This window comes from Sphingobacterium puteale (assembly GCF_003627955.1).
Lineage (GTDB): Bacteria > Bacteroidota > Bacteroidia > Sphingobacteriales > Sphingobacteriaceae > Sphingobacterium > Sphingobacterium puteale.
In genome coordinates this window covers 31,131-55,375 of the sequence record NZ_RBWS01000018.1, presented here as the reverse complement: position 1 = coordinate 55,375, position 24,245 = coordinate 31,131, and the positions used below count along the sequence as shown (strand labels likewise).

General features: G+C 39.3%; 20 protein-coding genes. 9 read left to right on the top strand and 11 right to left on the bottom strand.

Translation table 11 applies throughout. The features are described 5' to 3' along the window. Positions 1–51 precede the first annotated feature (51 nt). The 3 genes from D7322_RS21310 to glyA all read right to left on the bottom strand — a co-directional run bounded on the left by D7322_RS21310 (position 52) and on the right by glyA (position 3,412). Positions 52–747: a zinc metallopeptidase gene (locus tag D7322_RS21310; RefSeq protein WP_121126250.1), complete on the bottom strand. Its 696-nt coding sequence runs from the start codon at positions 745–747 to the stop codon at positions 52–54. A gap of 228 nt (positions 748–975) precedes the next feature. Next, on the bottom strand, positions 976–1,566 hold the full coding sequence (locus D7322_RS21305) for an RNA polymerase sigma factor (protein WP_077437828.1): 591 nt from the start codon (positions 1,564–1,566) through the stop codon (positions 976–978). Between the two features lie 574 nt (positions 1,567–2,140). Then, complete coding sequence (gene glyA, locus D7322_RS21300; RefSeq protein WP_121126249.1) at positions 2,141–3,412, bottom strand: serine hydroxymethyltransferase; 1,272 nt, start codon at positions 3,410–3,412, stop codon at positions 2,141–2,143. 284 nt (positions 3,413–3,696) lie between these two features. On the opposite strand from glyA, the gene D7322_RS21295 reads away from it, so the two are divergent. The 7 genes from D7322_RS21295 to D7322_RS21265 all read left to right on the top strand — a co-directional run bounded on the left by D7322_RS21295 (position 3,697) and on the right by D7322_RS21265 (position 11,535). Continuing rightward, positions 3,697–4,047 (top strand): HesB/IscA family protein, encoded by a 351-nt coding sequence (locus D7322_RS21295; protein WP_104384906.1) that lies wholly within the window; start codon positions 3,697–3,699, stop codon positions 4,045–4,047. Between the two features lie 320 nt (positions 4,048–4,367). Next, positions 4,368–7,781, top strand: coding sequence for an isoleucine--tRNA ligase (gene ileS / locus D7322_RS21290; protein WP_121126248.1), 3,414 nt, complete (start codon positions 4,368–4,370; stop codon positions 7,779–7,781). Between the two features lie 3 nt (positions 7,782–7,784). Continuing rightward, positions 7,785–8,171, top strand: coding sequence for a TraR/DksA family transcriptional regulator (locus D7322_RS21285; RefSeq protein ID WP_046674049.1), 387 nt, complete (start codon positions 7,785–7,787; stop codon positions 8,169–8,171). A gap of 54 nt (positions 8,172–8,225) precedes the next feature. Beyond that, positions 8,226–8,876 (top strand): lipoprotein signal peptidase, encoded by a 651-nt coding sequence (locus tag D7322_RS21280; RefSeq protein ID WP_108635909.1) that lies wholly within the window; start codon positions 8,226–8,228, stop codon positions 8,874–8,876. A gap of 133 nt (positions 8,877–9,009) precedes the next feature. Next, complete coding sequence (locus D7322_RS21275) at positions 9,010–9,954, top strand: M20/M25/M40 family metallo-hydrolase (protein WP_121126247.1); 945 nt, start codon at positions 9,010–9,012, stop codon at positions 9,952–9,954. Positions 9,955–10,078: 124 nt separating this feature from the next. Continuing rightward, the gene (locus D7322_RS21270; protein ID WP_121126246.1) at positions 10,079–10,993 is read left to right on the top strand and encodes an SDR family oxidoreductase; all 915 of its coding nucleotides are present in this window, start codon (positions 10,079–10,081) and stop codon (positions 10,991–10,993) included. 14 nt (positions 10,994–11,007) lie between these two features. Then, entirely contained in the window at positions 11,008–11,535 is a 528-nt protein-coding gene (locus tag D7322_RS21265; protein ID WP_108636105.1) for an acyl-CoA thioesterase, read from the top strand. 109 nt (positions 11,536–11,644) lie between these two features. On the opposite strand, the gene D7322_RS21260 is transcribed toward D7322_RS21265, so the two are convergent. From D7322_RS21260 to D7322_RS21245, 4 genes are all read right to left on the bottom strand, one after another. Beyond that, positions 11,645–12,055 carry an EVE domain-containing protein gene (locus tag D7322_RS21260; RefSeq protein WP_108635912.1) on the bottom strand — a complete coding sequence of 137 codons (411 nt, stop codon included), beginning with the start codon at positions 12,053–12,055 and terminating at the stop codon, positions 11,645–11,647. A gap of 27 nt (positions 12,056–12,082) precedes the next feature. Further along, entirely contained in the window at positions 12,083–12,433 is a 351-nt protein-coding gene (gldC, locus tag D7322_RS21255) for a gliding motility protein GldC (RefSeq protein ID WP_088160288.1), read from the bottom strand. A 99-nt stretch (positions 12,434–12,532) separates the two neighbouring features. Next, positions 12,533–12,778: a hypothetical protein gene (locus D7322_RS21250; RefSeq protein WP_121126245.1), complete on the bottom strand. Its 246-nt coding sequence runs from the start codon at positions 12,776–12,778 to the stop codon at positions 12,533–12,535. Positions 12,779–12,783: 5 nt separating this feature from the next. Further along, positions 12,784–14,154 (bottom strand): DEAD/DEAH box helicase, encoded by a 1,371-nt coding sequence (locus D7322_RS21245; RefSeq protein WP_121126244.1) that lies wholly within the window; start codon positions 14,152–14,154, stop codon positions 12,784–12,786. Positions 14,155–14,330: 176 nt separating this feature from the next. Between D7322_RS21245 and D7322_RS21240 the strand changes: the two genes are divergently transcribed. Together D7322_RS21240 and D7322_RS21235 are read left to right on the top strand one after the other, a co-directional pair. After that, the gene (locus D7322_RS21240) at positions 14,331–16,469 is read left to right on the top strand and encodes a S46 family peptidase (protein ID WP_121126243.1); all 2,139 of its coding nucleotides are present in this window, start codon (positions 14,331–14,333) and stop codon (positions 16,467–16,469) included. Between the two features lie 118 nt (positions 16,470–16,587). Next, complete coding sequence (locus D7322_RS21235; RefSeq protein ID WP_104384913.1) at positions 16,588–16,767, top strand: histone H1; 180 nt, start codon at positions 16,588–16,590, stop codon at positions 16,765–16,767. A 75-nt stretch (positions 16,768–16,842) separates the two neighbouring features. Here D7322_RS21235 and D7322_RS21230 read toward each other — a convergent pair whose 3' ends face one another. The 4 genes from D7322_RS21230 to D7322_RS21215 all read right to left on the bottom strand — a co-directional run bounded on the left by D7322_RS21230 (position 16,843) and on the right by D7322_RS21215 (position 24,200). Further along, entirely contained in the window at positions 16,843–17,634 is a 792-nt protein-coding gene (locus D7322_RS21230; protein WP_121126242.1) for a GLPGLI family protein, read from the bottom strand. Position 17,635: 1 nt separating this feature from the next. Then, positions 17,636–20,353 carry an outer membrane beta-barrel protein gene (locus D7322_RS21225; RefSeq protein ID WP_121126241.1) on the bottom strand — a complete coding sequence of 906 codons (2,718 nt, stop codon included), beginning with the start codon at positions 20,351–20,353 and terminating at the stop codon, positions 17,636–17,638. A gap of 296 nt (positions 20,354–20,649) precedes the next feature. Next, positions 20,650–21,438, bottom strand: a complete 789-nt coding sequence (locus tag D7322_RS21220) for a GLPGLI family protein (protein ID WP_121126240.1) — start codon at positions 21,436–21,438, stop codon at positions 20,650–20,652. 17 nt (positions 21,439–21,455) lie between these two features. Further along, the gene (locus D7322_RS21215; RefSeq protein WP_121126239.1) at positions 21,456–24,200 is read right to left on the bottom strand and encodes an outer membrane beta-barrel protein; all 2,745 of its coding nucleotides are present in this window, start codon (positions 24,198–24,200) and stop codon (positions 21,456–21,458) included. Between the last annotated feature and the right edge of the window lie 45 nt (positions 24,201–24,245).

The following is a 24,245-nucleotide window of genomic DNA, read 5'->3' as shown; positions in this document are numbered from 1 at the left end:
ACTATTAAAAATAATCGCATTTTTTATATCCTAAAGTTGTTAAATCGTTCTTTACTCGCTCCTACGCCCGCCAAATAACATCGACGCATAGTATAAAAGTGTTACCAAGGCACTCAAAGCAGCAACTACATACGTCATGGCAGCCCATTTCAACGCATCCTTCGCACCATCGTGCTCCTCACCGTTATAGGTAACTCCGGCATGGTTTAACCAGGCTAGCGCCCGGTCTGATGCATCGAATTCTACCGGAAGTGTGATAAATGAAAAAATTGTTGTAATAGCCAAAGCACCTACCCCTACGGCCAGCAGCCAAGGATTACCGCCTTTGGAAAATGCAAATAACATCACACCGAGCATTAGCACCCATGAGGTCAGTTTGGAAGCCACATTGACCATAGGTACCATTGCCGAACGGAAACCCAACCATTTGTAAGCCTTTGCATGCTGAACAGCGTGACCACATTCATGCGCCGCTACTGCCGCCGCCGCCACACTACGACCACTATACACTTCAGGGCTCAGGTTTACCGTTTTATCCGATGGATTATAATGGTCGCCCAAGCGATCAGGAATGGAGATCACTTTCACATCATATATACCGTTATCGTTGAGCATTTTTTGCGCAATCTCAGCACCCGACATCCCATTCCCCAACGGCATCTCCGAATACTTTTTAAATTTGTTTTTAAATCGTGTCTGGACAATCAGGCTTACCACCATTATTCCAATAAATAAAATCAAGTACATAGCTTTTATATTTTTATCGTTATTATCTTTTAATAGTTTCTATAATGACTATCAAACCCTATTCCAATTCCCATAAATTGATTAAGACATGAATTTCTAAGATAATAAAAAGCTTATAACTGACAAAAAGAACAAATTCTTCTGATGCCGACATGACATTGTTGCATAAAAAAGGGGTGAAAACCTCACCCCGTTATTGTTATTTTCTACATTATAGTATTTTTTCCACTATCCCATCTGAAAGACTAAATCAGAGCCTTCAATCATTTTACGAAGATTGCTCAAAGCATAGCGCATTCTTCCTAACGCAGTATTGATACTCACCTCTGTTATCTCGGCAATATCCTTAAAGCTCATATCACAAAAATGACGCATAATCAAAACCTCTTTCTGATCATCAGGTAGTTTCTGTATCATTTTCTTTAAATCGACATCGACCTGTTGTTTCAGCATTTTAGACTCAGCGCTTTCATCACTGAACTCCAACACTTCAAAAATATCAAAACCATCTGCATTTACAATATTGGGAGCCCGTTTGGCTTTCCTGAAAAAGTCAACGATCATATTATGCGCAATACGGATCGCCCAAGGCAAAAATTTCCCCTCTTCGTTGTATTTGCCCGATTTTAAGGTATTGATGATTTTAATGAAAGTCTCCTGGAAAATATCTTCAGCAAGATATTCGTCTTTTACTTTCATATATATAGAGGTGTAAATCTTCGATTTATATCGATTCAACAATGCCTCTAGGCCAGACTCCTGGCCACCGACATACATTTGGATCAATTCTTGATCACTCTTACTTTTCAAAAGTCTCATACGTCACTTACTTTTTTAGCAGTTCGCAATTAAATTATCAGTTCTGTTGTAAAATGTAAATGTTTAGCGTATAGTGTTCCTTTCTTATTGTAAAACAATCAATTAATACTATCTCAAAGTACCGTAAAATTATTGAGTAATCAAATTTTTACATTTTATTTTAAGACTTTTTAACATTTTAAAAATTAAAAACTTCCTTCCTTTTACAAAAAAAGCACCTGACATACTTAGGTCTGCTTCGACTTATCCGATGAATCACGCTGACCCAAATTGACAGATAACAGGGAGCTTACAAGAACCTGGTCCGGCCCCCATTGGATGAAAGCGTATCAAGCCTCTGTTAGTTCGTTGTTTTAATTAGTATAAAACGCCTATTATTCCAAAAGTTGTCTCCTAATTTCCAACAGGGAATTATAAACCGGTTTCGCAGTCCATACTGCCTCGAACATGACATCTTAAAAGAAGGGAACGAACATAGGCAGAGCCGGGAGTTGCAAATGTAGCTTAGGTCCAAAACGAAAAATAGCGGAACCACCCTGGAGTGATTCCGCTATTGTATAGCGAGGCAGTCGTCTTATTTATACAATGGAAACTCGGCCATCATGGCTTTCACCTTACCATGAATTTTATCCAATTCGGCATCGTTCGATGCATTTCGCAATGCTTCGTCAATCAATTCTCCGATTTGAACAATTTCATTTTCTTTGATGCCCCGTGTCGTGATTGCTGCAGTGCCAAAACGTACTCCTGAAGTCACAAAAGGTGAACGTGTATCAAAAGGAACCATGTTTTTGTTGGTTGTGATACCCGCTTTGCCCAATACTGCTTCTGCTTCTTTACCTGAAATATCTTTGTTGCGCAAGTCAACCAACATCAAGTGATTATCTGTACCGCCAGAGATAATTTTATAATCTTTATCAACGAAGTACTTCGCCAATGCAGCCGCATTTTTCTTCACCTGAACAATATACTCCATATAATCATCGGATAGCGCTTCACCGTAAGCAATTGCTTTTGCAGCAATGGTATGTTCCAAAGGACCACCTTGCGTACCTGGGAAAACAGCAAGATCCAACAATTGCGTTATTGTACGGGTCTCGCCTTTAGGCGTTTTGATACCCCAAGGATTTTCAAAATCCTTACCTACCATAATCATACCGCCACGTGGGCCACGTAATGTCTTATGTGTAGTTGTTGTCACAATATGACAATGAGGAAGTGGATCATTCAATAAACCACGAGCGATCAGACCTGCAGGGTGGGAAATATCTGCCAAAACAATCGCACCGATTTCATCAGCAACTTTACGGATACGGGCATAATCCCAATCACGTGAATAAGCCGAAGCACCACAGATGATCATTTTTGGCTTTTCACGAAGAGCAGTCTCCTCCAATTGCTCGTAATCAATCAAACCTGTATCTTCTTTTACACCATAAAATAATGGTTGATAGATCTTACCAGAAAGATTTGCCGGTGATCCATGAGTCAAGTGTCCACCGTGCGATAAATCAAGACCTAAAATTTTATCGCCGGGCTTGATTGTCGCCAAAAAAACAGCAGCATTTGCCTGTGCACCAGAGTGAGGCTGAACATTTACCCATTCTGCGCCGAACAATTGTTTCGCACGGTCAATAGCGATGGTTTCAATCTCATCCACAACTTCACAACCTCCATAGTAACGTTTTCCTGGGAGGCCTTCTGCATATTTATTTGTCAACACTGAACCAGCAGCTTCCATCACTTGTTTTGAAACAAAGTTTTCCGAAGCAATTAATTCAATACCTTCTTCTTGGCGTTTAAGCTCATCAGCTATTAAATTAAAAATGGCTTGATCTCTTTCCATTGTTTTTAAATGTTGTAAAGTAAATTTTGTTTTTATTTTAATGCCTCAAAGATAGCATATTCCATAAAGAATATCGACAAACAGCCATATTTTATTAAATATTCTTAGGAAAACAGCCTTATTTATGCGAATTACCTAATTCCCATACGATCTTTTTAAATATTAATTCAAGCGTTCCTCTCCCCAAAAATTGAATGTTTTGTAAATGTCAAAAAATGCAATACAGACAATTTGCGACTTAAAATATGTATTTTTGCTTAAGAATTGGCTAAAACAATATCAAAATGAGCACAGAACATACAGCAATTGCTCCCGTTACCTTAACGCAAGGAGCAATCAAGGAACTCAATAAATTAAAGGATCAGCAAGAAATCTCTGATGATTTTGGTTTACGTGTTGGTGTAGAAGGCGGTGGTTGTTCGGGTATGAGTTATATCCTGGGCTTTGACCAGAAAAAAGATGGAGACAACGAGTACGAAATTGAAGGCATCCGCATATTTATGAACAAAGCCCACGGCCTATATCTTGCAGGCATGGAAATTGATTTCAAATCAGGACTTGATGCGAGAGGCTTTACTTTCAATAACCCAAATGCGACAAGCACCTGTGGGTGTGGAAGCAGTTTTTCAGCATAAGTTGAAATCTATACATATTTCAATAAAAGCGGGATTGCCAGTAGCAATCCCGCTTTTATTTTAGCTTTCTAGATAGATGTGGATCTATTTTCGGTGTTCTTTTATTCGCCCGTTCCCACAACAATTTAGCGGTTTCTCAGCGTTTAACTCGATCTCAGCGCGGAGCATTCTCGCGTAATACTCCATTCTTACCCCTTGGCAATATTTTTGAAAATATTGAGTCCTTTATATAATGATATTACAGCAACAAAGGCCTCTTTCTTTTTCCATCATAATTCACTAAATTAGCGACCTTTAGAAAAGAAGCATACAACAGTCTGATGTACAAAGAATATAAGCAGTTAAATTTACCGGAGATTGGTAAAGAGATTTTGACCCGTTGGGAACAGGAAAAAATATTCGAAAAAAGTATCAATAATCGCCCTGAGAGCAAGTCATATACATTTTTTGAGGGGCCACCTTCTGCAAATGGAATGCCTGGAATCCATCACGTGATGGCTCGTACGATTAAGGATATTTTCTGTCGTTACAAGACATTGAAAGGCTATCAGGTGAAACGAAAAGGAGGTTGGGATACCCATGGTCTCCCGATTGAGCTTGCTGTCGAGAAAGCCCTTGGTATTACTAAGGAGGATATTGGCAAAAAGATTACCGTAGAAGAATATAACGACGCTTGCCGCAAGGAAGTAATGAAATACACGGATGTATGGAATGACCTAACCAACAAAATGGGCTATTGGGTTGATCTTGAACATCCTTACATCACCTATAAAAACGAATACATCGAAACCTTATGGTATTTGTTAAAAGAACTTTACAAAAAGGGTTTATTATACAAAGGTTACACCATTCAACCTTATTCACCTGCTGCGGGTACAGGTTTGAGTTCACATGAGCTTAATCAGCCGGGCACGTATAAAGATGTGAAGGATACAACCATTGTTGCTGAATTCCGATTGATCAAAAGCCAGCTGCATCCAGCTATTGAAAAATTAGTGGATGATGAAGCCGAAGATGTTGCATTTATCGCCTGGACAACTACACCTTGGACCTTACCTTCCAATACAGCTTTGGTTGTTGGCAAGAAAATAAACTATGTCAAAATCAGAACGTTCAATAAATATACGGGTGCACCGGTATCTGTTGTATTAGCGAAAGATCTGATCAGTAAACACTTTAAAGCTGAAGGTGAAAATGCCTCTTTCCAAGACTACAAATTGGGCGATAAAGTAATCCCTTGGGAACTTGCGGCTGAATTTGTGGGCGAAGAACTTGTAGGCTTGCGCTATGAACAGTTGCTGCCTTATATCACCAATGAAGATCTACAGGAAAATGCTTTTCGCGTCATCCCCGGTGACTTTGTGACCACCGAAGATGGTACGGGTATCGTGCATGCTGCGCCTACTTATGGTGCAGATGACTTCCGGGTAGCGAAAGAACATGGTGTTCCGGGTATTTTGGTAAAAGACGAAAATGGAAAAGATGTTCCTACAGTAGACCGTACAGGCCGTTTCGTCAATGAAATCACGGATTTTGCAGGACGATTTGTAAAAGAAGAATACTACAGTGCTGATGAGCGTGCGAAAGAAGATTTCAAACCTACAGACGTATTGATCTCGATCAAACTTAAGGAGGACAATAAAGCCTTTGATGTTAAGAAATACGAGCACACCTACCCACACTGCTGGCGTACTGACAAACCGGTTTTATACTATCCATTGGATAGCTGGTTTATCCGTACAACTGCCGTAAAAGAGGACTTGGTTGCTTTAAATAAAACAATCAATTGGAAACCTGAAGCTACCGGAACAGGACGCTTTGGAAACTGGCTGGAAAACCTGGTAGACTGGAACCTTTCACGCTCACGCTACTGGGGGACTCCTCTTCCTATCTGGCGTTCGGAAGATGAGAATGAAGAGGTTTGTATCGGTTCGTTACCGGAGTTAAAATCTTTGTTGGAGGCTTCACTGACTTCGGATGTCCTATCGGCAGATGAGAAAGCGAAAAACCAGGCTTACCTGGATAAATTTGATACAGAAAAGCTGGATTTACACCGTCCATATGTGGACGATATCGTTCTTGTTTCTGATGCCGGTCAAAAATTATTCCGTGAGCCTGACTTAATCGATGTATGGTTCGACTCAGGTGCAATGCCTTATGCCCAATGGGGATTGGATCATGAGAAATTGGCAAAAGGTGAAGAGTTTCCTTTTAAAGACGGATTCAATCATGCATATCCGGCAGACTTCATTGCGGAAGGTGTTGACCAGACTCGTGGCTGGTTCTTTACGCTACATGCGATCTCCACGATGATGTATAAATCAGTTTCTTTTAAAAACGTGGTTTCCAACGGTCTGGTATTGGATAAGAACGGAAATAAGATGTCCAAACGTCTAGGTAATGGCGTTGATCCATTTTCAACAATAGATCAATACAGTGCCGATGCTACTCGTTGGTATATGATCAGTAATGCAGCTCCTTGGGATAACCTAAAATTCAACATGGAGGGATTGGATGAGGTACGTCGTAAATTTTTCGGCACGCTATACAATACCTATGCATTTTTTGCACTTTATGCCAATATAGACAAGTTCTCCTACGCAGAACCAGATATTGCATTGGAAAACCGTCCTGAAATCGATCGTTGGATCATCTCATTACTCAATTCACTAACGAAAGAAGTGGATGAATATCTAGCGGATTACGAACCGACAAAAGCGGCTCGTGCAATCCAAAATTTTGTGGACGAACACCTGAGTAACTGGTACGTCCGTTTGTGCCGCCGACGCTTCTGGAAGGGAGAATATACAGAAGATAAAATTTCTGCCTATCAGACATTATATACTTGCTTGGATACCATTGCGAAATTAATGTCACCGATATCGCCATTTTTCTCGGATAGACTGTTCCTGGATTTGAATACTGCAACAAATAAAGAGCAAGTTGATTCTGTACACTTGGCGAACTTCCCGGTATACAATGAAAACTTGGTAGACAAAGATCTGGAAGAACGTATGGCCCTGGCACAAGACATCTCCTCTTTGACACTTTCATTGCGTAAAAAAACGTCGATCAATGTGCGTCAGCCATTGAACAAAATCCTCGTCCCAGTACTGGACAGTGCTTTCCAGGAGAAAGTAGAAAAAGTAAAAGATTTGATACTTTCGGAAACTAATATCAAAGATATTGAGTTCATTACGGATACAACAGGTATTATCAAGAAAAAAATAAAACCAAACTTCAAAGCTCTTGGCGCGAAAGTTGGTAAGGATATGAAGTTAGTCTCTTCAGCTATCCAATCGTTGACTATAGAACAGATCAGTACCTTGGAATCAACTGGTGAATTGGCCTTAGCTGGCACACCATATACTATTCTATTGAGCGATGTAGAAATTATAGCAGAGGATGTGGAAGGATGGCAGGTTGCCAATCTAGGTAAATTGACCGTAGCATTGGATGTCCATATCACCGAAGAATTGAAGAAAGAAGGTTTATCAAGAGAATTGATCAACCGTCTACAAAATCTACGGAAGGAAAAAGGGCTTGAAGTGACGGATAGAATTAACGTAAAGTTAACAGCTACCTCAGAAGTAGTCAATGCTGCGAAAGAAAATTTATCGTATATTTGCACCGAAATTCTAGCCGATTCATTGGTATTTGAAGATTCACTAACTGAAGGAGAGACCATCGAGATCGATGGCAAAGAACTTAAGGCATTAATCCAAAAAAATTAAATTATGGCAAACAACAACGAGAAAACACGCTATAGCGATTCAGAATTACAAGAATTCAAAGATATTATCTTGGACAAGCTTAGAATAGCAAAAGAAGAGCTTTCCTCGTTGACAGCAACGCTTAATAACAGCAATGCGAATGGTACAGATGATACTGCGGGGACTTACAAGACCTTAGAGGATGGTTCTGCAACGTTGGAAAAAGAGCAAACCAACCAATTGGCTGCGCGTCAAAAGAAGTTTATCGACAACCTTGAAGCAGCCTTGGTACGCATCGAGAACAAAACGTATGGTATCTGTAGAGAAACCGGAAAACTGATTCAAAAAGAACGTTTGAAAGCTGTCCCGCATACGACATTGAGCATCGAAGCGAAAAACAAACAATATTAATTTTAAGCAAAAATATATGGTCTTTGCGCGGGCAAAGACCATTTTTATAGCACAATGAAGGGGTATACGAAACCAGTCGCACTAATTGTCGCGATTCTTTTAATAGACCAATTGTCCAAAATATGGGTTAAGCTCTCGATGACAATTGGACAAAGTCATCACATATTAGGTAAATTCTTCCAGATCCATTTTATTGAAAACAATGGAATGGCCTACGGAATGGAATTTGGTGGTGATTACGGGAAATTGTTCCTGACCGTGTTTCGGATACTGGCTGTAGCTGGTATTGGATATGGTCTACACTATATGATCAAGAATAAATACAACCGTGGTTTTATATTAAACGTAGCCTTGATTCTCGCTGGTGCTTTGGGCAATATCATTGATTCAGCATTCTATGGCGTAATCTTCAGTGAGAGCACCTTTTACGACAAAGCATCCTTATTTCCCGCCGCTGGAGGCTATTCGTCCTTCTTGCATGGAAAGGTGGTCGACATGCTTTATTTCCCGTTAATCGAAGGTACATTCCCTACCTGGGTGCCTTTTTGGGGTGGCGAAGATTTTCTATTCTTCAGACCAGTATTTAATATCGCTGATTCGGCAATCTCAGTAGGTGTTGTGTTAATATTACTATTCCAAAAACGGTATTTTAAAACGGAAAAAGAGGAAAAATCAAGTATCCATAGCGAAATCGTTGAAGATTAACGAAATATCTTACAAAAGCCTTGTTAATCGCAAGGCTTTTCTTTTAAAACGTTAAAAATAAATGGGGATCATAATCCGATTATCAAGAATCCAGTCATGTAGGTTATGGCGATCTCCATACTAAATATCAAAAATGAAAAACATAAATTTATTCCTAATCCTCTGCTTACTTTGTTTGACAAAATACGCACAAGCACAGCAAATTGAAATTTCAAACCTGAAAAAACATATCTACTACCTGGCAGATGACAAAATGAAAGGTAGAGGAACTGGTAGCAAAGAAGTATTCAAAGCTGCTGACTATATCGAAAAAGAATTCAAAAAATATAAATTGCAGCCTAAAGGTGAAAATGGTTACCGTCAATCTTTCAAAGCCAAAGTATGGAAAGTGAAAGTAGCCGACAGTATCCGTGATGCAGACAACATTATCGGCTTTATTGATAATGGAGCTGCCCTGACAGTGGTTATTGGAGCCCATTACGATCATTTGGGTACTGGTCACCAAGGTAGTTCGAAAGACTCCTTGGGTGTCGGCAAAATCCACAATGGCGCTGATGACAATGCTTCTGGTACTGCTGGTTTATTGGAACTTGCCCGTTATTTTAGCACCAATAAGGAAAAAGAACCTTACAATCTATTATTTATAGCCTTTGGCGCTGAGGAGCTGGGATTAGTAGGTTCCAAATATTTTACGGAGCACCCCACCCTACCGCTTGAAAAAATCACAGCCATGCTCAATATGGATATGATCGGCCGTTACAACCCTGATAATGGACTTGCCGTTATCGGATATGGCACAAGCAGCCAATGGCCAATAATTTTCAAAGATATCCAGGCGCCAATAAAATTCAACCTGAGCAAGGATGGTAATGGCGGTTCCGATCAGACTTCCTTTTATAAGAAAAATATTCCTGTATTATTTTTCCATACCGGAGGGCATCCAGACTACCACATGCCTACCGATGATGCGGAAAAGATTGATTACCAGGCATTGAAATCTATTCTCGATCTGGAGAAATCGGTCATTGAAAATGTGATGAAACAGTCCAATAAAATGGACTTTATCTGGACGAACTAAACGCACAGAATTCCGCTTGTTTTCTCGAAGCCCGGATTAGTCCCGAGTACAACTGGATCGGGATGAAATGATACAGTGTAAGTCCCTATTAAACTAAAAGACGGATAAAAAAATAACTATACGGATGAAAAAAATTCTTGTCACAGGATCCAACGGTTTTTTGGGTCAAAAGGTCGTAGACCTACTTGCCGGAGACGATCGCTATAAAGTTACAGCTATTTCAAAAGGCTCAAACAGAAATCCAAATCAAGCTGGATATGTATTTGAGCAAATTGATTTACTGGATCATACAAAACTGACCGATTTTTTATCCAGTCATACCTTTGATGCGATTGTGCATACTGCAGCGATGACCAGTGTTGAAGCATGTGAGGCCGATAAAGCAGCCTGCCAGCTAATCAATGTAGATCTGGTACAAACCTTGGCGAGCTACTGCGAAAAAAATCAGGCGCAGTTGGTCCATTTATCCACCGACTTTGTGTTTGATGGCAAAAAAGGCAGCCCTTATCATGAGCTAGACCTACCAAACCCGCAAAGTGAATATGGAAAAAGCAAATATGCTTCTGAGCAAGTGCTGGCTCGGTCTTCCTGTAATTATGCCATTTTACGTACGATTTTAGTATACGGTATCAACGCTGATCCAAATCGCTCCAATTTGGTCCTCTGGGCAAAGGGAAAGCTCAAACAAAAAGAAGCGATAAAAGTAGTCAATGACCAATGGAGAATGCCTACATTTGTAGATGATTTAGCGTCTGCTTGTCAATTGGCCATTGAACGAGAGGCTCGTGGGATATTCCATATCTCCGGGGCAGAATTGATGTCCATCAATGAAGCGGTTTATGCTATCGCAGATTATTGGCAACTTGACAAATCATTGATCTCGGAAATCAGTGCAGCAAGTATCGGACAAGCGGACAACAGGCCTCGTCTGACAGGTTTTGATCTCAGTAAATCCAAAAACGAACTGGGCTATGTACCGACCTCATTTGTAGAGTCCCTGGCAATAATTGATAGGCAATCTAAAGAACTTGGAAGATAATGACACAAAATAATATGATAGAGAAATTTGCGAGAGAGTCATATACGGAGATGAATGAATTGGTCCTTCCGAATGATACCAATACGTTTGGAAATCTCATGGGCGGCCGTTTATTATATTGGATGGATATCTGTTCGGCTATTGCTGCGCAGAAACATTGTAGCAATGTGGTCGTTACGGTATCTGTAGATAATGTATCTTTTAAACGTTCGATCAAATTGGGTGAAGTGGTCACCATACAGGCACAGGTCACCCGTGCATTTAACAGTTCGTTAGAGGTACGCATGGAAATTTTTGCATCAAATTTGCCGGAGGGCACTCGCGTAAAAACCAATGAAGCGTATTATACTTTTGTTGCCGTTGATGCCGACAATAACCCTAAAACTGTGCCGGTATTGATTCCTGAAACAGAATCAGAACACAAAGCTTATGAAGATGCATTGCAACGCAGAGAGCTTCGCCTTATTCTTGCGGGAAAACTAAAACCCGAAAATGCAAAAAAACTAAAAGCATTGGTCAGTCTGTTCAGCCAGAAGAACTAATACAGGACTGATACATTGCTATAAAATAAAACGAGGATATACATACATATCCTCGTTTTATTTTATATGCTGCAAAAAATGTGATTCTGCACCTTTTTATGTCGAATGGTTATTCCCCATTGCCTAAAGCCAAGATTCGGTCGAATTCCTCAGGCTTTAGCGGCATCACCGATAGACGCCCCTGTCTTACCAAAGCGATATCCTGTAATTGCTCATCTGCTTTGATGGTCTCCAGCGTAACAGACTTCTTCAGTGTTTCAACAGGAGCCAGATCTACGACAACCCAGCGTTCATCGTCGGTTGTTGGGTCCTGATAAAATTCTTTCACGACCTTGGCGACACCAACGACATCCTTTCCCTCGTTGCTATGATAGAAAAGGACCAAATCGCCTTCCTTCATTGCTTTCATGTTATTCCTAGCCTGGTAATTGCGAACACCGTCCCAAAACGTCCGTCCATCTTTATTAAATTGCTCCCAACTATATTTAAATGGTTCAGATTTCACTAAGAAATATTGCATAATCAACTGTTTGTTAAGCGTTAAAAACTATTGTTGTGGCATTAATACTTCCATTTTGTCTGCGAAATGCGCACAGTAATCGCGCAAGTCACCAATAACCTTCTCGGCCATGGGATCCCCGCCTGAAGAACGGATAAAGGAGTCGCCTAAAGTTTGTAAAGTTTCGTAAAAAAAACGCTTCATCTCGTCGTACGGCATGTCTTTTGTCCAAAGGTCGATACGCATTGAGTTTTTATAATGTGAATCCCATAGGGCTAAAAACATCGCTTTCGCGGGTAATTCTTCCGCATTATTCCCGTCTGTGGACGACCACATGATGTTTTCAGGAACATTGTTTTCGTCAAGCTCTACTTGTAATTTTATTTCTGCTTTTTTCATCTTAGTACTGAGTATTGAGATCTGAGTATTGAGATTTTACCTCAACCAGCCTAGGGCTTATACACTATCTCCATTTTTTAATTTTCACTTTTAAATATATCAACTGAATATCACTTTAACGATCAGGCTGGCAACGCAGACCAACACCAAAAATGCCAACTGTAACATCCACATTTTCTTATTTTCTTTAATGAGTACTCTAAACAAAATGTCTACCACTATCAGTAGCACCATCAAAGTTATAAATGCTCCCCATGTAAATAGTGCCCTTTCGTCATTGGGATTTTCCATGACAAACCAGGCGACCAAGCATGCACTAGCAATATTTAATGGGGTAAACCGCATGTTGGTTAACGTTTCTTGAAATTACGGCTTGGTCCTGTGGATTTTCCCCCACTGGACTTCCCTTTGCTTTTAGCCTTCGGCTTAAAGCCTGAGGCACGTTGTGCTTCGCGTACTTCCTTTTGTTTGATCACATATTTCTTCTCATGGAAAGCGCCCTGATAATCCGGGTTGTCTTTTTTCTTTTGGTTGTCAATATCGCGTGCAATATCCTGTTTCTCCTGAAAAGGCGTCTTCTCCACGAAAACCTCCTCTGGAATTGGATATACCGGAATACTCTGTTTGATCAATTTTTCAATTTTTCGTACATAGTATTTCTCGGCCTCATTGCAAAAAGTGATCGCATCCCCTTCATTAAATGCCCGGCCTGTACGTCCGATACGATGTACATAGTCTTCGATAACAATAGGCACTTCGAAATTGATCACGTGGCTTACATTGGAAACATCAAGTCCCCGTGCCGCAACATCCGTTGCAACAAGGATACGGATATTCCCTTCCTTAAATGCATTGATTGAGTTGATACGTGTATTCTGCCCTTTATTGGCATGAATAACACGGACTTCGTCTTTGCCATATTTACGTTCCAGGAAATGAAAAACATTGTCCGCAACTTGTTTCGTTTTACAAAAAACAATCAGTCTGCTAAAAGCTTCATCGTCTTTCAATAGATGCTGCAGTAAATTTAACTTAGTTTTTTGATTGGGAACAAAATATAAAGCCTGACTGACCGTTTTAGCCGGCGTTGCCTGTTCAGAAACTTCTATTACAGTGGGAAAAGCCAAAAAATCACCGGCAATCTTACGAACAAGTTCGCTCATGGTCGCCGAAAACAATAAATTTTGGCGTTTACGTGGCACGATTTCCAATACACGGTGAATCTTACTGATGAAGCCCATATCCATCATCTTATCCGCTTCATCCAACACCAAAAACTTGAGTGACTTCACGACAATATGTCCTTCCAAATATAAATCCAAGAATCGGCCAGGTGTAGCGACAATAATATCAACTCCTTTTTCAAGCGTTTCGATCTGTGTCTTAGGCCCTAATCCGCCATATAAAACAACCGAACGTAAATCGAGGTAAGTAGAAAATAGCCTGATATTCTCTTCAATCTGCATGGCCAATTCTCTGGTCGGAGTTAAGATCAACGCTCGCGCATCAATTCCTTGGGCGTATTTCAATTTCATCAGCATGGGCAATACAAATGCAGCCGTTTTTCCGGTTCCTGTCTGGGCTATTCCCATCACATCTTGCCCCGCCAATATCGGTGTAATTGCCTTCTCTTGGATCTCAGTCGGCTGTTCATAACCTGCTTCTGTGATCGCATTTAAGATCTGTTTATTGAATTTAAAATTTTCAAATGATTGCTGCATCTTACAAAGATAAGGAAAAGAGTCCATTTGACTTTCCCTGAAGGACATTCCCGCACACATTTACTTTTAATTGACATAAAAATTGGGAAAAAGCATAATATAAAGTCTAATATTTTGGTTTTTAACATAATTAAAGCATTTTTGTAGGGTATAAACAAACTTTTTATCAGGTTGATATGAAAAAATTATGGATGTGTTTGTTGCTGATAACAACAAGCTTTGCTGCATTTGCCGATGAGGGAATGTGGTTTTTAATGTATCTAAAGCGTCTGAATGAGGCTGATATGCAAAAGAAAGGTCTTCGTTTAAGTGCCGAAGAGATCTACAGCATTAACCACTCGAGTTTAAAAGATGCGATCGTACAATTCAACGGTGGATGTACTGCAGAGATTGTATCTGACCAAGGCTTGGTATTCACCAACCACCACTGTGGGTATGGCGCCATTGCCGAACTGTCCACACCAGAAAATGACCACTTAACAAATGGTTTCTGGGCAAAAACAAAAAGCGAGGAATTGAAACCAAAATCGCTATCTGTCCGCTTCTTCGTACGAATGGATGATGTTTCGAAACGCATCTTAAGTTTGGTCAATAATAAAATGACTGAAGATGAGCGCAACAAAATTATCGCTGCTGAGATCGCCAAAATCCAAAAAGAGAACAGCGAAAATGGTAAGTATGTTGTTGAGGTAAAATCTTTCTACCAAGGAAATGAATATTATTATTTTGTGTACCAAGATTATAACGATGTACGTTTAGTGGGAACGCCACCAAATAGCATCGGTAAATTCGGCGGAGACACAGATAACTGGGAATGGCCGCGTCACACAGGTGACTTTTCGATTTTCCGTGTCTATGCAGACAAAAACGGAAACCCTGCGGAATATGCACAGGACAATGTTCCGTTGAAACCAAAACATTTCTTACCTGTAAGCTTAAAAGGTATTCAAGAAGGCGATTTTGCAATGATCTTGGGTTATCCCGGCCGTACAAATCGTTGGATGCCTTCGGGTGGAATCAATCAAAACGTAAAATTTGCATACCCTGCTTGGGTAGAGGCCTCCAAAACGGGCATGGACGCCATGAAAAAATTCATGGACCAAGATCAGGCAGTTAAGTTGAATTATGCGTCGAAATACTCTCAGGTCGCCAATTATTGGAAAAACCGTCAAGGTATGATTGACGCGTTGACCTTACATAAAACAGCAGCGTCAAAAGCTAAAGATGAGGTTAAATTTGATAAATGGGCAAACAAGGCAGCCAACAAAGCGGAATACGGGGACGTGATCAAAACAATCAATGCTTTCTATACTGCAACCAACGAGAAAGCTAGACATGACAACTATCTCATGGGAATGATTCGTTCCAGTGCGATTGCAACACTACCTTACACTATCGGTTCCGGCTTAGAAGTTTATGCTGCGGGTGATGAAGCACGTAGAAAAGGTATTCTTCCTCGACTAAAATCGGCGATCGATGCTGGTTACGAAAAAATGTATCTACCCCTGGAAGAACAGGTATTGATCGACGAATTGAACCTATATGCCAAAAAAGCAGGGAATATTGCCCCTTATGTTGCTGAATTGGCTGCGAAAAACAATAATGATTTTACAGCTTACATCAAAGAATCCGTAAAAAACAGCATTTTTGCTTCTGCAGAGCGTTTGAATAATTATTTAGAGAATCCAAATGCTGAAATTTTGGCAAACGATCCCTTGTACAAATTATCTTCAGCTTTGATCAGTAAATACCGTGAGGAAGATCCGAGCTTAAAAGCTGAGCAAGACAAGTTTGATGGAGCTTACCGCAAATACGTCGCCGGTGTATTGGCTTCCAATCCAAAAGGAAAGTTCTATCCAGATGCAAACAGCACATTGCGTCTTTCATATGGTTCAATCAAAGGATTACCAGAAGACCCGCGAAATGACGCTGACAAGAACTTCTACACCACTTTAAAAGGTACTATCGCGAAGTACAAAAAAGGTGATGAAGAGTTCGATTTACCGCAACGTTTGATGGATCTGTACAAAAATAAGGACTATGGACGTTATGCTGACAAAAAAGGGTATCTACCAGTAAACTTCCTAAGTGACAATGACATAACAGGCGGAAACTCAGGTTCTCCCGTAATAAATGGCAATGGTGAATTAATTGGCCTAGCTTTTGATGGTAATATTGAGGCGATGGCCGGCGATGTGATCTTCGACCATAAGTTACAACGTACAATTTCAGTTGACATTCGCTACGTTTTATTTATCATTGATAAATTTGCAGGAGCAACCAACATTATTGACGAACTTAAGATTGTTGAATAGTTTTTTTTAAGCTTTTTCGATAAAAAAAAACGAAATTTATTTTCTATTTGATTCGTTTTTGTATATTTAAGGAGTGTTTAGGAAAAACCATAAAAACTAAAATTATAATTATAAAAAAATGGAAAACTACGTAAAATTAAAAGAGTTAGTAGCTTCTATCGAAGCTGATGCAGACAAGTTCTTCAACAATGGTAATTCTGCTGCTGGTACACGTGTACGTAAAGGATTACAAGACATCAAAACCTTAGCACAAGAAATTCGTAACGAAGTTACTGCTAAGAAAAACGGCGGAAAATAATCTTTCCTGAGTTTTTACATAAAAAAGGCCTTTCAAATGAAGGGCCTTTTTTATGTTTTCGGGGATCTGGGCTGGCTACAAGTAATAACAACCCATCACAAGGTTGTACACCTTAACGCCAAGATAGCCACCCACAACAGCATTTAGTTTGTCGTAAACCTGTTTTCTATTCAAAGGTTTGTCTTTTTTCTTAAGAAGATTGGCAGAAGAAATCGTTACTGGACTCAGTTCGACTTTAGTTGCGAACATATTATAGTGAAGCTCCGGAACAGCCAACCCCAAAATCATTCCCGGTAAACCATTGAACGCGGACGGTCCGCCAGATACTGGAATCTGATCCGTATAAAATGCTACAGCATAGATCGAGTCAAGCACAAGTCCGTTTGCCCGCCGACATTGATACCCCGCGATCTCCCGGTACTCGTTCGTAATTTTCCATTTTATCTTTAGCATCGAATCAGCTATTACGATCCGTTCTCCTCCCAATTCGAACGTGGATTTGAATTCCTTTGTTTTCAAATTCTGGTAACTGCTAATTCCGGATTCAAAAATCCCCATTTGCATCAACCCCTGTGTGACTTCAGGATAATCTTCAGCAATATGCTCATACATCACTTCATCAGGAGAAAATTTCAAGGTCTTTCTCAGCACTTGATTTTCTGGAGCCGCTTCCCCCAATCCTTTAAAGGCATTACGGTTCTCTTCATCTTTGGAATAGGCTCCATAACGCTTGATCAAATTTTTAAGAAATACGGTTTTCTCAAAAGTAATCGTTCCGCGGTCAGGGAAATAAGCGTATTGTCCTACCACCGTTTTCCCAAAAAATAGGACTAAAAATAGGGTTATTATATTTTTTATCGTTCTCATTTTATTTCGATTTAGCTAACATCTTATTGATTTCCCAGCTTAGTTTTACCATATAATACCTACCGATTGTATTAAATCGGCGCTCGGTAAGCAACGTGCCGTTTTGATTCCGTTCAAAGCCAATATTTTGATTCAATATGTCATTAACCATAAAGGTTGCTTCGAGCTTCTCGTCTTTCATAAACTTTTTCGATAGTGCGGGGCTCAACACAAAACGTTCGAACTTTTTACTATATACGGCCGTCGGTGCCTGATATCGATAGTTAAAGTCTGTCCGCAATACAAATTTGGCCGGAAGGAAATATTTAAGACTTCCATTAGAAGATAATGTAAAACCTTTACTGTCTTCCATTTTACCAATTGAATTATTTTGGATGACATAGCCCGGCGAAACTTCAAATTCAAAATCTAGACCTTTTGTTGTGGACTTTTGAAGCCCGTAATTCAATGAATAAGTTTGAAACTTCGCATTCGCCAAAATATTGTTCACATAATTATAATTGTTACCAATGGAAAGAGTAGGTCCTCCACCGTGTCTCAATTGATACTTTTTCCACAGGATTCCATAATACATAGGACTAATGCTAATCTGATTATTGGTATTGTGATTTAAGTTATCCCAGATAAACGTTGTCTTACCCACAGAATCTATTGTTGCATTTTGAACCAGGGCTTTGTTCGTACGGGAAGCATTGATGAAAATACCATAAAACTCACCTTTAAGAATTGAAAAAGATCTAAAACCTAAATTCAATTCATTGGTATAAGATGGTTTTAAGTTTTCATTTCCTAAATATTCATTCAACGGGTCAAGGTTTGACCGTAGTGGCTGAATCTGATTGAGTGAAGGTAATCCATTTGTTCCTCTATACACCATTGAAATCGACCTATTTTTTTTAATTTCATAATTTAAATCCAAGACAGGGTTATAAACAAAAAAGGACCTGGACAGATGTGCATTATCGGCTCGGTTTAACTGCGACAAATCACTATTTTCAAATCTATTTGCGATATTAATAACAAATTTTTCCAGCGGTTTATAGTTGACCGAAAGATTATAGGTATTCCTCGTGGTTTTATACAAAAAATCGTTACTATAAACTTCATCCGGATCATCGTATTTTCCCGTGACAGGGTTTTTGTTAGATGATTTTACCGAGTTATTGTCGCGGTTGAAATTGATGCCGTACTCAAACGCTAGAATAAGCTTCTTTGATAAGGGTTCAGAGTAAGACACATCTCCCCCTATTGCAAACGATTTATTTGCAATCACCTTCTCTTGATCTAAAATCGTACTGCCGACAGAATCACCATCCCTGTAATAGCTTAGATTGGAATATAGCTGCTGTCTTCCGTCCTGCTTGTTGCCTGATGTTGCATAGCTAAATGTTAATGAACGCCCCTTTTTCTTAAATCTCCTCACATAAATTGCGGAGGTATTATACTGCCCAGCCTCGGTATCATTCTTAAAATTTCGGGTATTTCCATTAATCTGTTGATCAAATTGGTTAAAGGTCGTTGAGATTGTTGCTGAGGAGCTAATATCCCTTCTCCTATTCGCACCAGCCCAAATGGTCAGATCCGATAGAGAATCTATTTTAAATTCATATTTCAGTCCGACATTGTGTTTTTTACTGTCGCTGGAAGCTGCCGTATTATTGTTGCTGATCAGAATGGTATCGCGTGCTGCATTTCTTGTGAATATACTTCTGTCCAGATCTACATTCGATTGACCATACTTATAATCAATACGCCATACATGTTTTTTATTCGCTGTTTTATCTGAATATAGAAAACCTGTGTTTAAGGATTTCGGAACCCCTTCGCCCTCAAAATTTCCAGAACCGTCACCATCACCACCTATACTTGATGCCTCTTGACCATTCAGTCCTGTTTTTCCGGTGTTACTTGCTATCAGATAAGTTGAAAGCCGAAAAGATTGATTAAAATAATTCAAAAAGCCTTGGCCAAGGTAAAATTTATTATTTCCGACACCAGCATCAGCTTTCCCAAATATACCACGTTTTGCTTCCTCTTTTAATTTTACATTGATGGTCTGTGTACGTACTCCATCATCAATACCGGTTTTCTCTGCTTTATCGGATTTCTTCTCATAGACCTGAATCTTATCGACCATATCCGAACGGATATTTCGGCTCACCAATTTTGGATCATCCCCGAAAAACTCTTCGCCATCGACAAGCATCTTTTCGACCGTTTTCCCCTGTGCGGTAATCTTCCCCGAAGCATCCACGGTGATCCCGGGCAGCACTTTCAAAAGATCTTCAACCTTTGCATTTTTCTCCACCTTGAAACTTCTGGCATCGTATTCCGTTGTATCGCCTTTAATTGTTATAGGGATACGTCCCGTTACAATCACTTCCTCTAATAAAGTTGTACTGCTTGTCAGTCCAATCGATAAATTTGTGTAATCCTTCCCCGGTAAGATATCTGCATAAAATTCACCATATTTTGGATAGGTAACGATAAGAATATATTGTCCGGTATCTGGTTTGGCCAAAGAGAATTTTCCGACTTCATCAGAGCGGGTAAAATCCGTTAGTATCGAATCTCTGGCTGTCAACAACATGATCGTTGCATTTTGTAACTTTAACTGATCTTTTACGTCGTTAATCTTTCCCTCAATTTTGGATTGTGCTTGAACTATTCCGCAGGAGCAAAGTAGGAAAAGTAAAAGTGGTAACCACAGGCTTTTCATAAAATTTATTGAATGGTGTATAATGATAAATTGTATTAGCAGGCAAAACTACAATTTTGCAACTATTATTTTTTACTTCGGTTAAAAAAAATAACCATGTAATGAAAAAAAATACAAAAATAAACATACTAAGTAGCTTTTAGCCTATCATATAGCAGCTAAATTTCTAATAAAGTTATCCCGATCAACATAGATTTAACTTTTTCTTACCAAGAAAGGGCTACCCTTGGGTAGCCCTTTCTTGGTAAGGCACATGAGTGCCTGACAAACTAAACACATTTATGCTTGACGTGTCTTTACAAATTGCCCAATTCCATGATAAACTGAACGGTTTCTTTATTCATGTGCTGTGACAAAACGCCCGAAATCTGATCGGTCATTGTCTTTCTGGTCATCCGTTTCACTTTACTTTTTTCGAACCTTTTTTTATCCATGATCACATCGTTGCTCAATTCGACTTTCGTGGCAAAATAGGAAACATGCTGGCTGGGGACCACCAAGCCCAAGATCATCCCAGGAAGACCGTTGATGGACTCAGGTCCGCCACTGATTGGAATCTCGTTACAATAATAGCCGATCACGTAAATCGAATCAGCTGTAAGACCATTGGCTCTCCGGCAATTATATCCCGCGATTTCCCGATACTCGTCAGTAATTTTCCATTTAATACGTTTCATCGTGTCCTCAACAATGATCTTTTCACCAACAATATCATTATATCGTTGAAAGGAACGTGTCGTCATATCGGACAACGTAATCGCTTCAAAGTCCAATGCAAACATCATGATATATTGCTTAACCATTTGATCCAGATTATCATCTTTGACTGGCTCAAACAAGGTTTCATTGGCATTGAATTTTAGGATCTTTTTCAATACAGCATTTTCAGGAAGTTTGGGTAATACCTGTTCAAAAAATATTTTTGATTTATCATCAGCCTTTGCCAAAAACTTTTTACCCACAATATTCTTCATGTACATGGTTTTATCATAGGAAATGCTCCCGGACCTTCCGAATAGCGTGTACTGCGCCTTGAGACTTAGAACTGTACAACAAAAAAAGAGAAAAACGATATATTTTAACATGGTATTTATCTTAAATTTTATAAAAACATTTTTGTGAAATCCCAGGATAACTTGAGCATATAATATCTACGGATCGTATCATAACGTCGCTGTGTAAAAATTGATGTTGATGCCGAACGGCTAAAACCTTTATTTTGATTAAGTACATCGTTGATCATAAAATCCAACATCAGAGATTCATTCTTCAGGAACTTTTTACTTACTCCGGGATGCAACAGGAATTGCTCAAATTTTTCGTCAAAAGCCTTCGTTGCTGCCTCGTAGGTATAGCTATAGTTCGTATATACTTTAAAGGTTTTATTGATAAAATATTCTACACTGCCATTCGATCCAAATACAAAGCCATTACTATTCGTATTACGTTCCAGGCTGGATTTCATTAAGCGATATTGTGGGCTGAAGTTTAAATCGAAATTCAATCCAGTCTTTGTATCTCTTTTAAAGTTGTATGTAAAATTGAAATTCGTTGTGTTGACCTTGTTTAATTGCTGGTTGAATAGATTATAATTATCACTCATATTCAGGTAAAACTGTGGTGAATTGGACAAACCCAATTTTTTGCTCAGTTTAAAATGGTATCCGGACCAGATATTCACGGAAGTATTTGTTTTACCCTTTACATTATTCCAGGTGTAGATATTGAGTCCTTTTACAGTATCAATATTTTGTGTGATCGGATTTTTATCCAAAGTGATATTCCCGCCTGCATAAACATAACTTCCTGTCAAAATCCGAAATGAGTTATAATTTATATTTAAGGAGTTTCTAAAAGAAGGTTTTAAATTTTCATTTCCCAAATACCGGTTGATCTGATCCGAATTATCCAGAATAGGCTGAATCTGACTCATGGAAGGTAACTGGTTCTTTCCCGTGTAATTCAACCATAATCCTTTGGTCTTCGTGAAGGAATATCCAGCACTCACATTAGGATTATAAGTAAAATAACTTCTGGAAAGCGCTTCTTGACTATAATAATTATATTGTTTCAGTTTATCATTATTTAAATTATTGGCAACGGTAAACTTCAACTTATCGGTTGTATGAACGATGGCTAATTTATATCTGCTGCTCCGTCTATCAAAATCATAATTGTTACTGAAACGACTGTCCAGATCATCATATTTCCCGTCAGCACCTTTGTTAAATGATTCAACACGGGAGGAGTTATTACTACTTTCAATCCCAGTTCCGACAACAAGATTCCACACTTTCGATAGAGGCTCAGTATAGGATACCGAAGCACCCAGCACATCATTTTTATTATTGCGTTCCTTTCGTTGATCTGTCCCGTCAATCTGTCTATGGCCCGCGGAATCCTTTTTAGCATAATTTTCAACAGTTGAGGATAAATGACCTTCTCCTATCATTTCACTTCGCCTGAATTGGCCGTCAAATGTAAAGGAACGCCCTTTTTTCTTAAATTTATGAGTAAAATAAGTACTAAAATTCAACTCGTTAACCGTATTCTTGATGGTCTCACGGGTGTTTTCAGCGACAGTTGTATCCATATTCTGGGTAAACTGATAGGCTTCACGTTTGTTGTCCGACCAAAGATTTTTGCGGGAAGCTCCGCCTCGGATGGTCAGGGTATTTAATGAATCAAAATTCAGATCATATTTTAAATTGGCACGATGCTGATCGTTTTCTGTATCTACGGATTTAGTTGACTTATTATTGATCAGCCCCGTACTGATTGTCTCATCATCCCCATCACTGCTTAGTCTTCCATATTTATAGTTGATATTGACATTATGTTTATCCTTGTTGAATTTATCTGAAAAATTGATTCCAGAATTGATAGCACGGGGTATACCGATTACGCCCTGCCCTGAAAAAGGATCTGTAAAACTAGACCAGGACATGGATCCGTCATCCCCGTATGAAACACCTGAATCACCACCATATTTCTGTGCATCCTGCCAGTTCATGCTTGTCGTCCCATTATTTCCAAAAAGGCCATAAACGGAGATCTTTTGAGATCCCTTGAATTTGTTTAACATCAACTGCCCCATGTAATAGTCACTGGTACCGCCTCCGAGTAAAGCTTTTCCGAACATGCCGTTTTTGGAACCATCTTTTAATTTGACATTAATCGTCTGTTCGCGCTGTCCGTCATCTACACCCGTTCGTTCTGCCTGCTCGGATTTCTTTTCATAAACCTGTACCTTATCAACCATATCTGATCGAATATTGCGGGTCACCAATGTCGGATCATCACCGAAAAACTCCTCGCCATCCACCAATACCTTTTTGACAGTTTTACCCTGTGCAGTAATTTTTCCGGACGCGTCAACGGTGATCCCCGGCAAGACCTTTAACAAGTCTTCCACCTTCGCATTTTTTTCCACTTTAAAACTACCAGCATCATACTCAGTGGTGTCCCCTTTTATTGTAATAGGAATTCGACCGGTAACGATAACTTCCTGCAATAAAGTGGCTGTTTTGGTCAACCCCACAGTTAACTTGGAATAATCTTTATCTTTAGAAATCTCTGTATAATAATCGCCATATTTGGGATAACTTACGATCAGTAAATAGGATCCTGTATCTGGCTTTGATAAAGAAAAAAGTCCATTTTCATCTGATCTTGTAAAACCTGTCAATATGGAATCTTTAGCGGTAAGCAACATGACTGTTGCATCAGATAGCTTGACCTGATCTTTTACATCACTTATTTTTCCGGCAATAATTCTGGACTGTGCGGACACTATTCCATGGACTCCGAAAACGAAAAACAAGAGAATATGCAAAACTATTTTCATAAAATTGTTGGATAGTATATTAATATCAATATAACATTAGTAGAT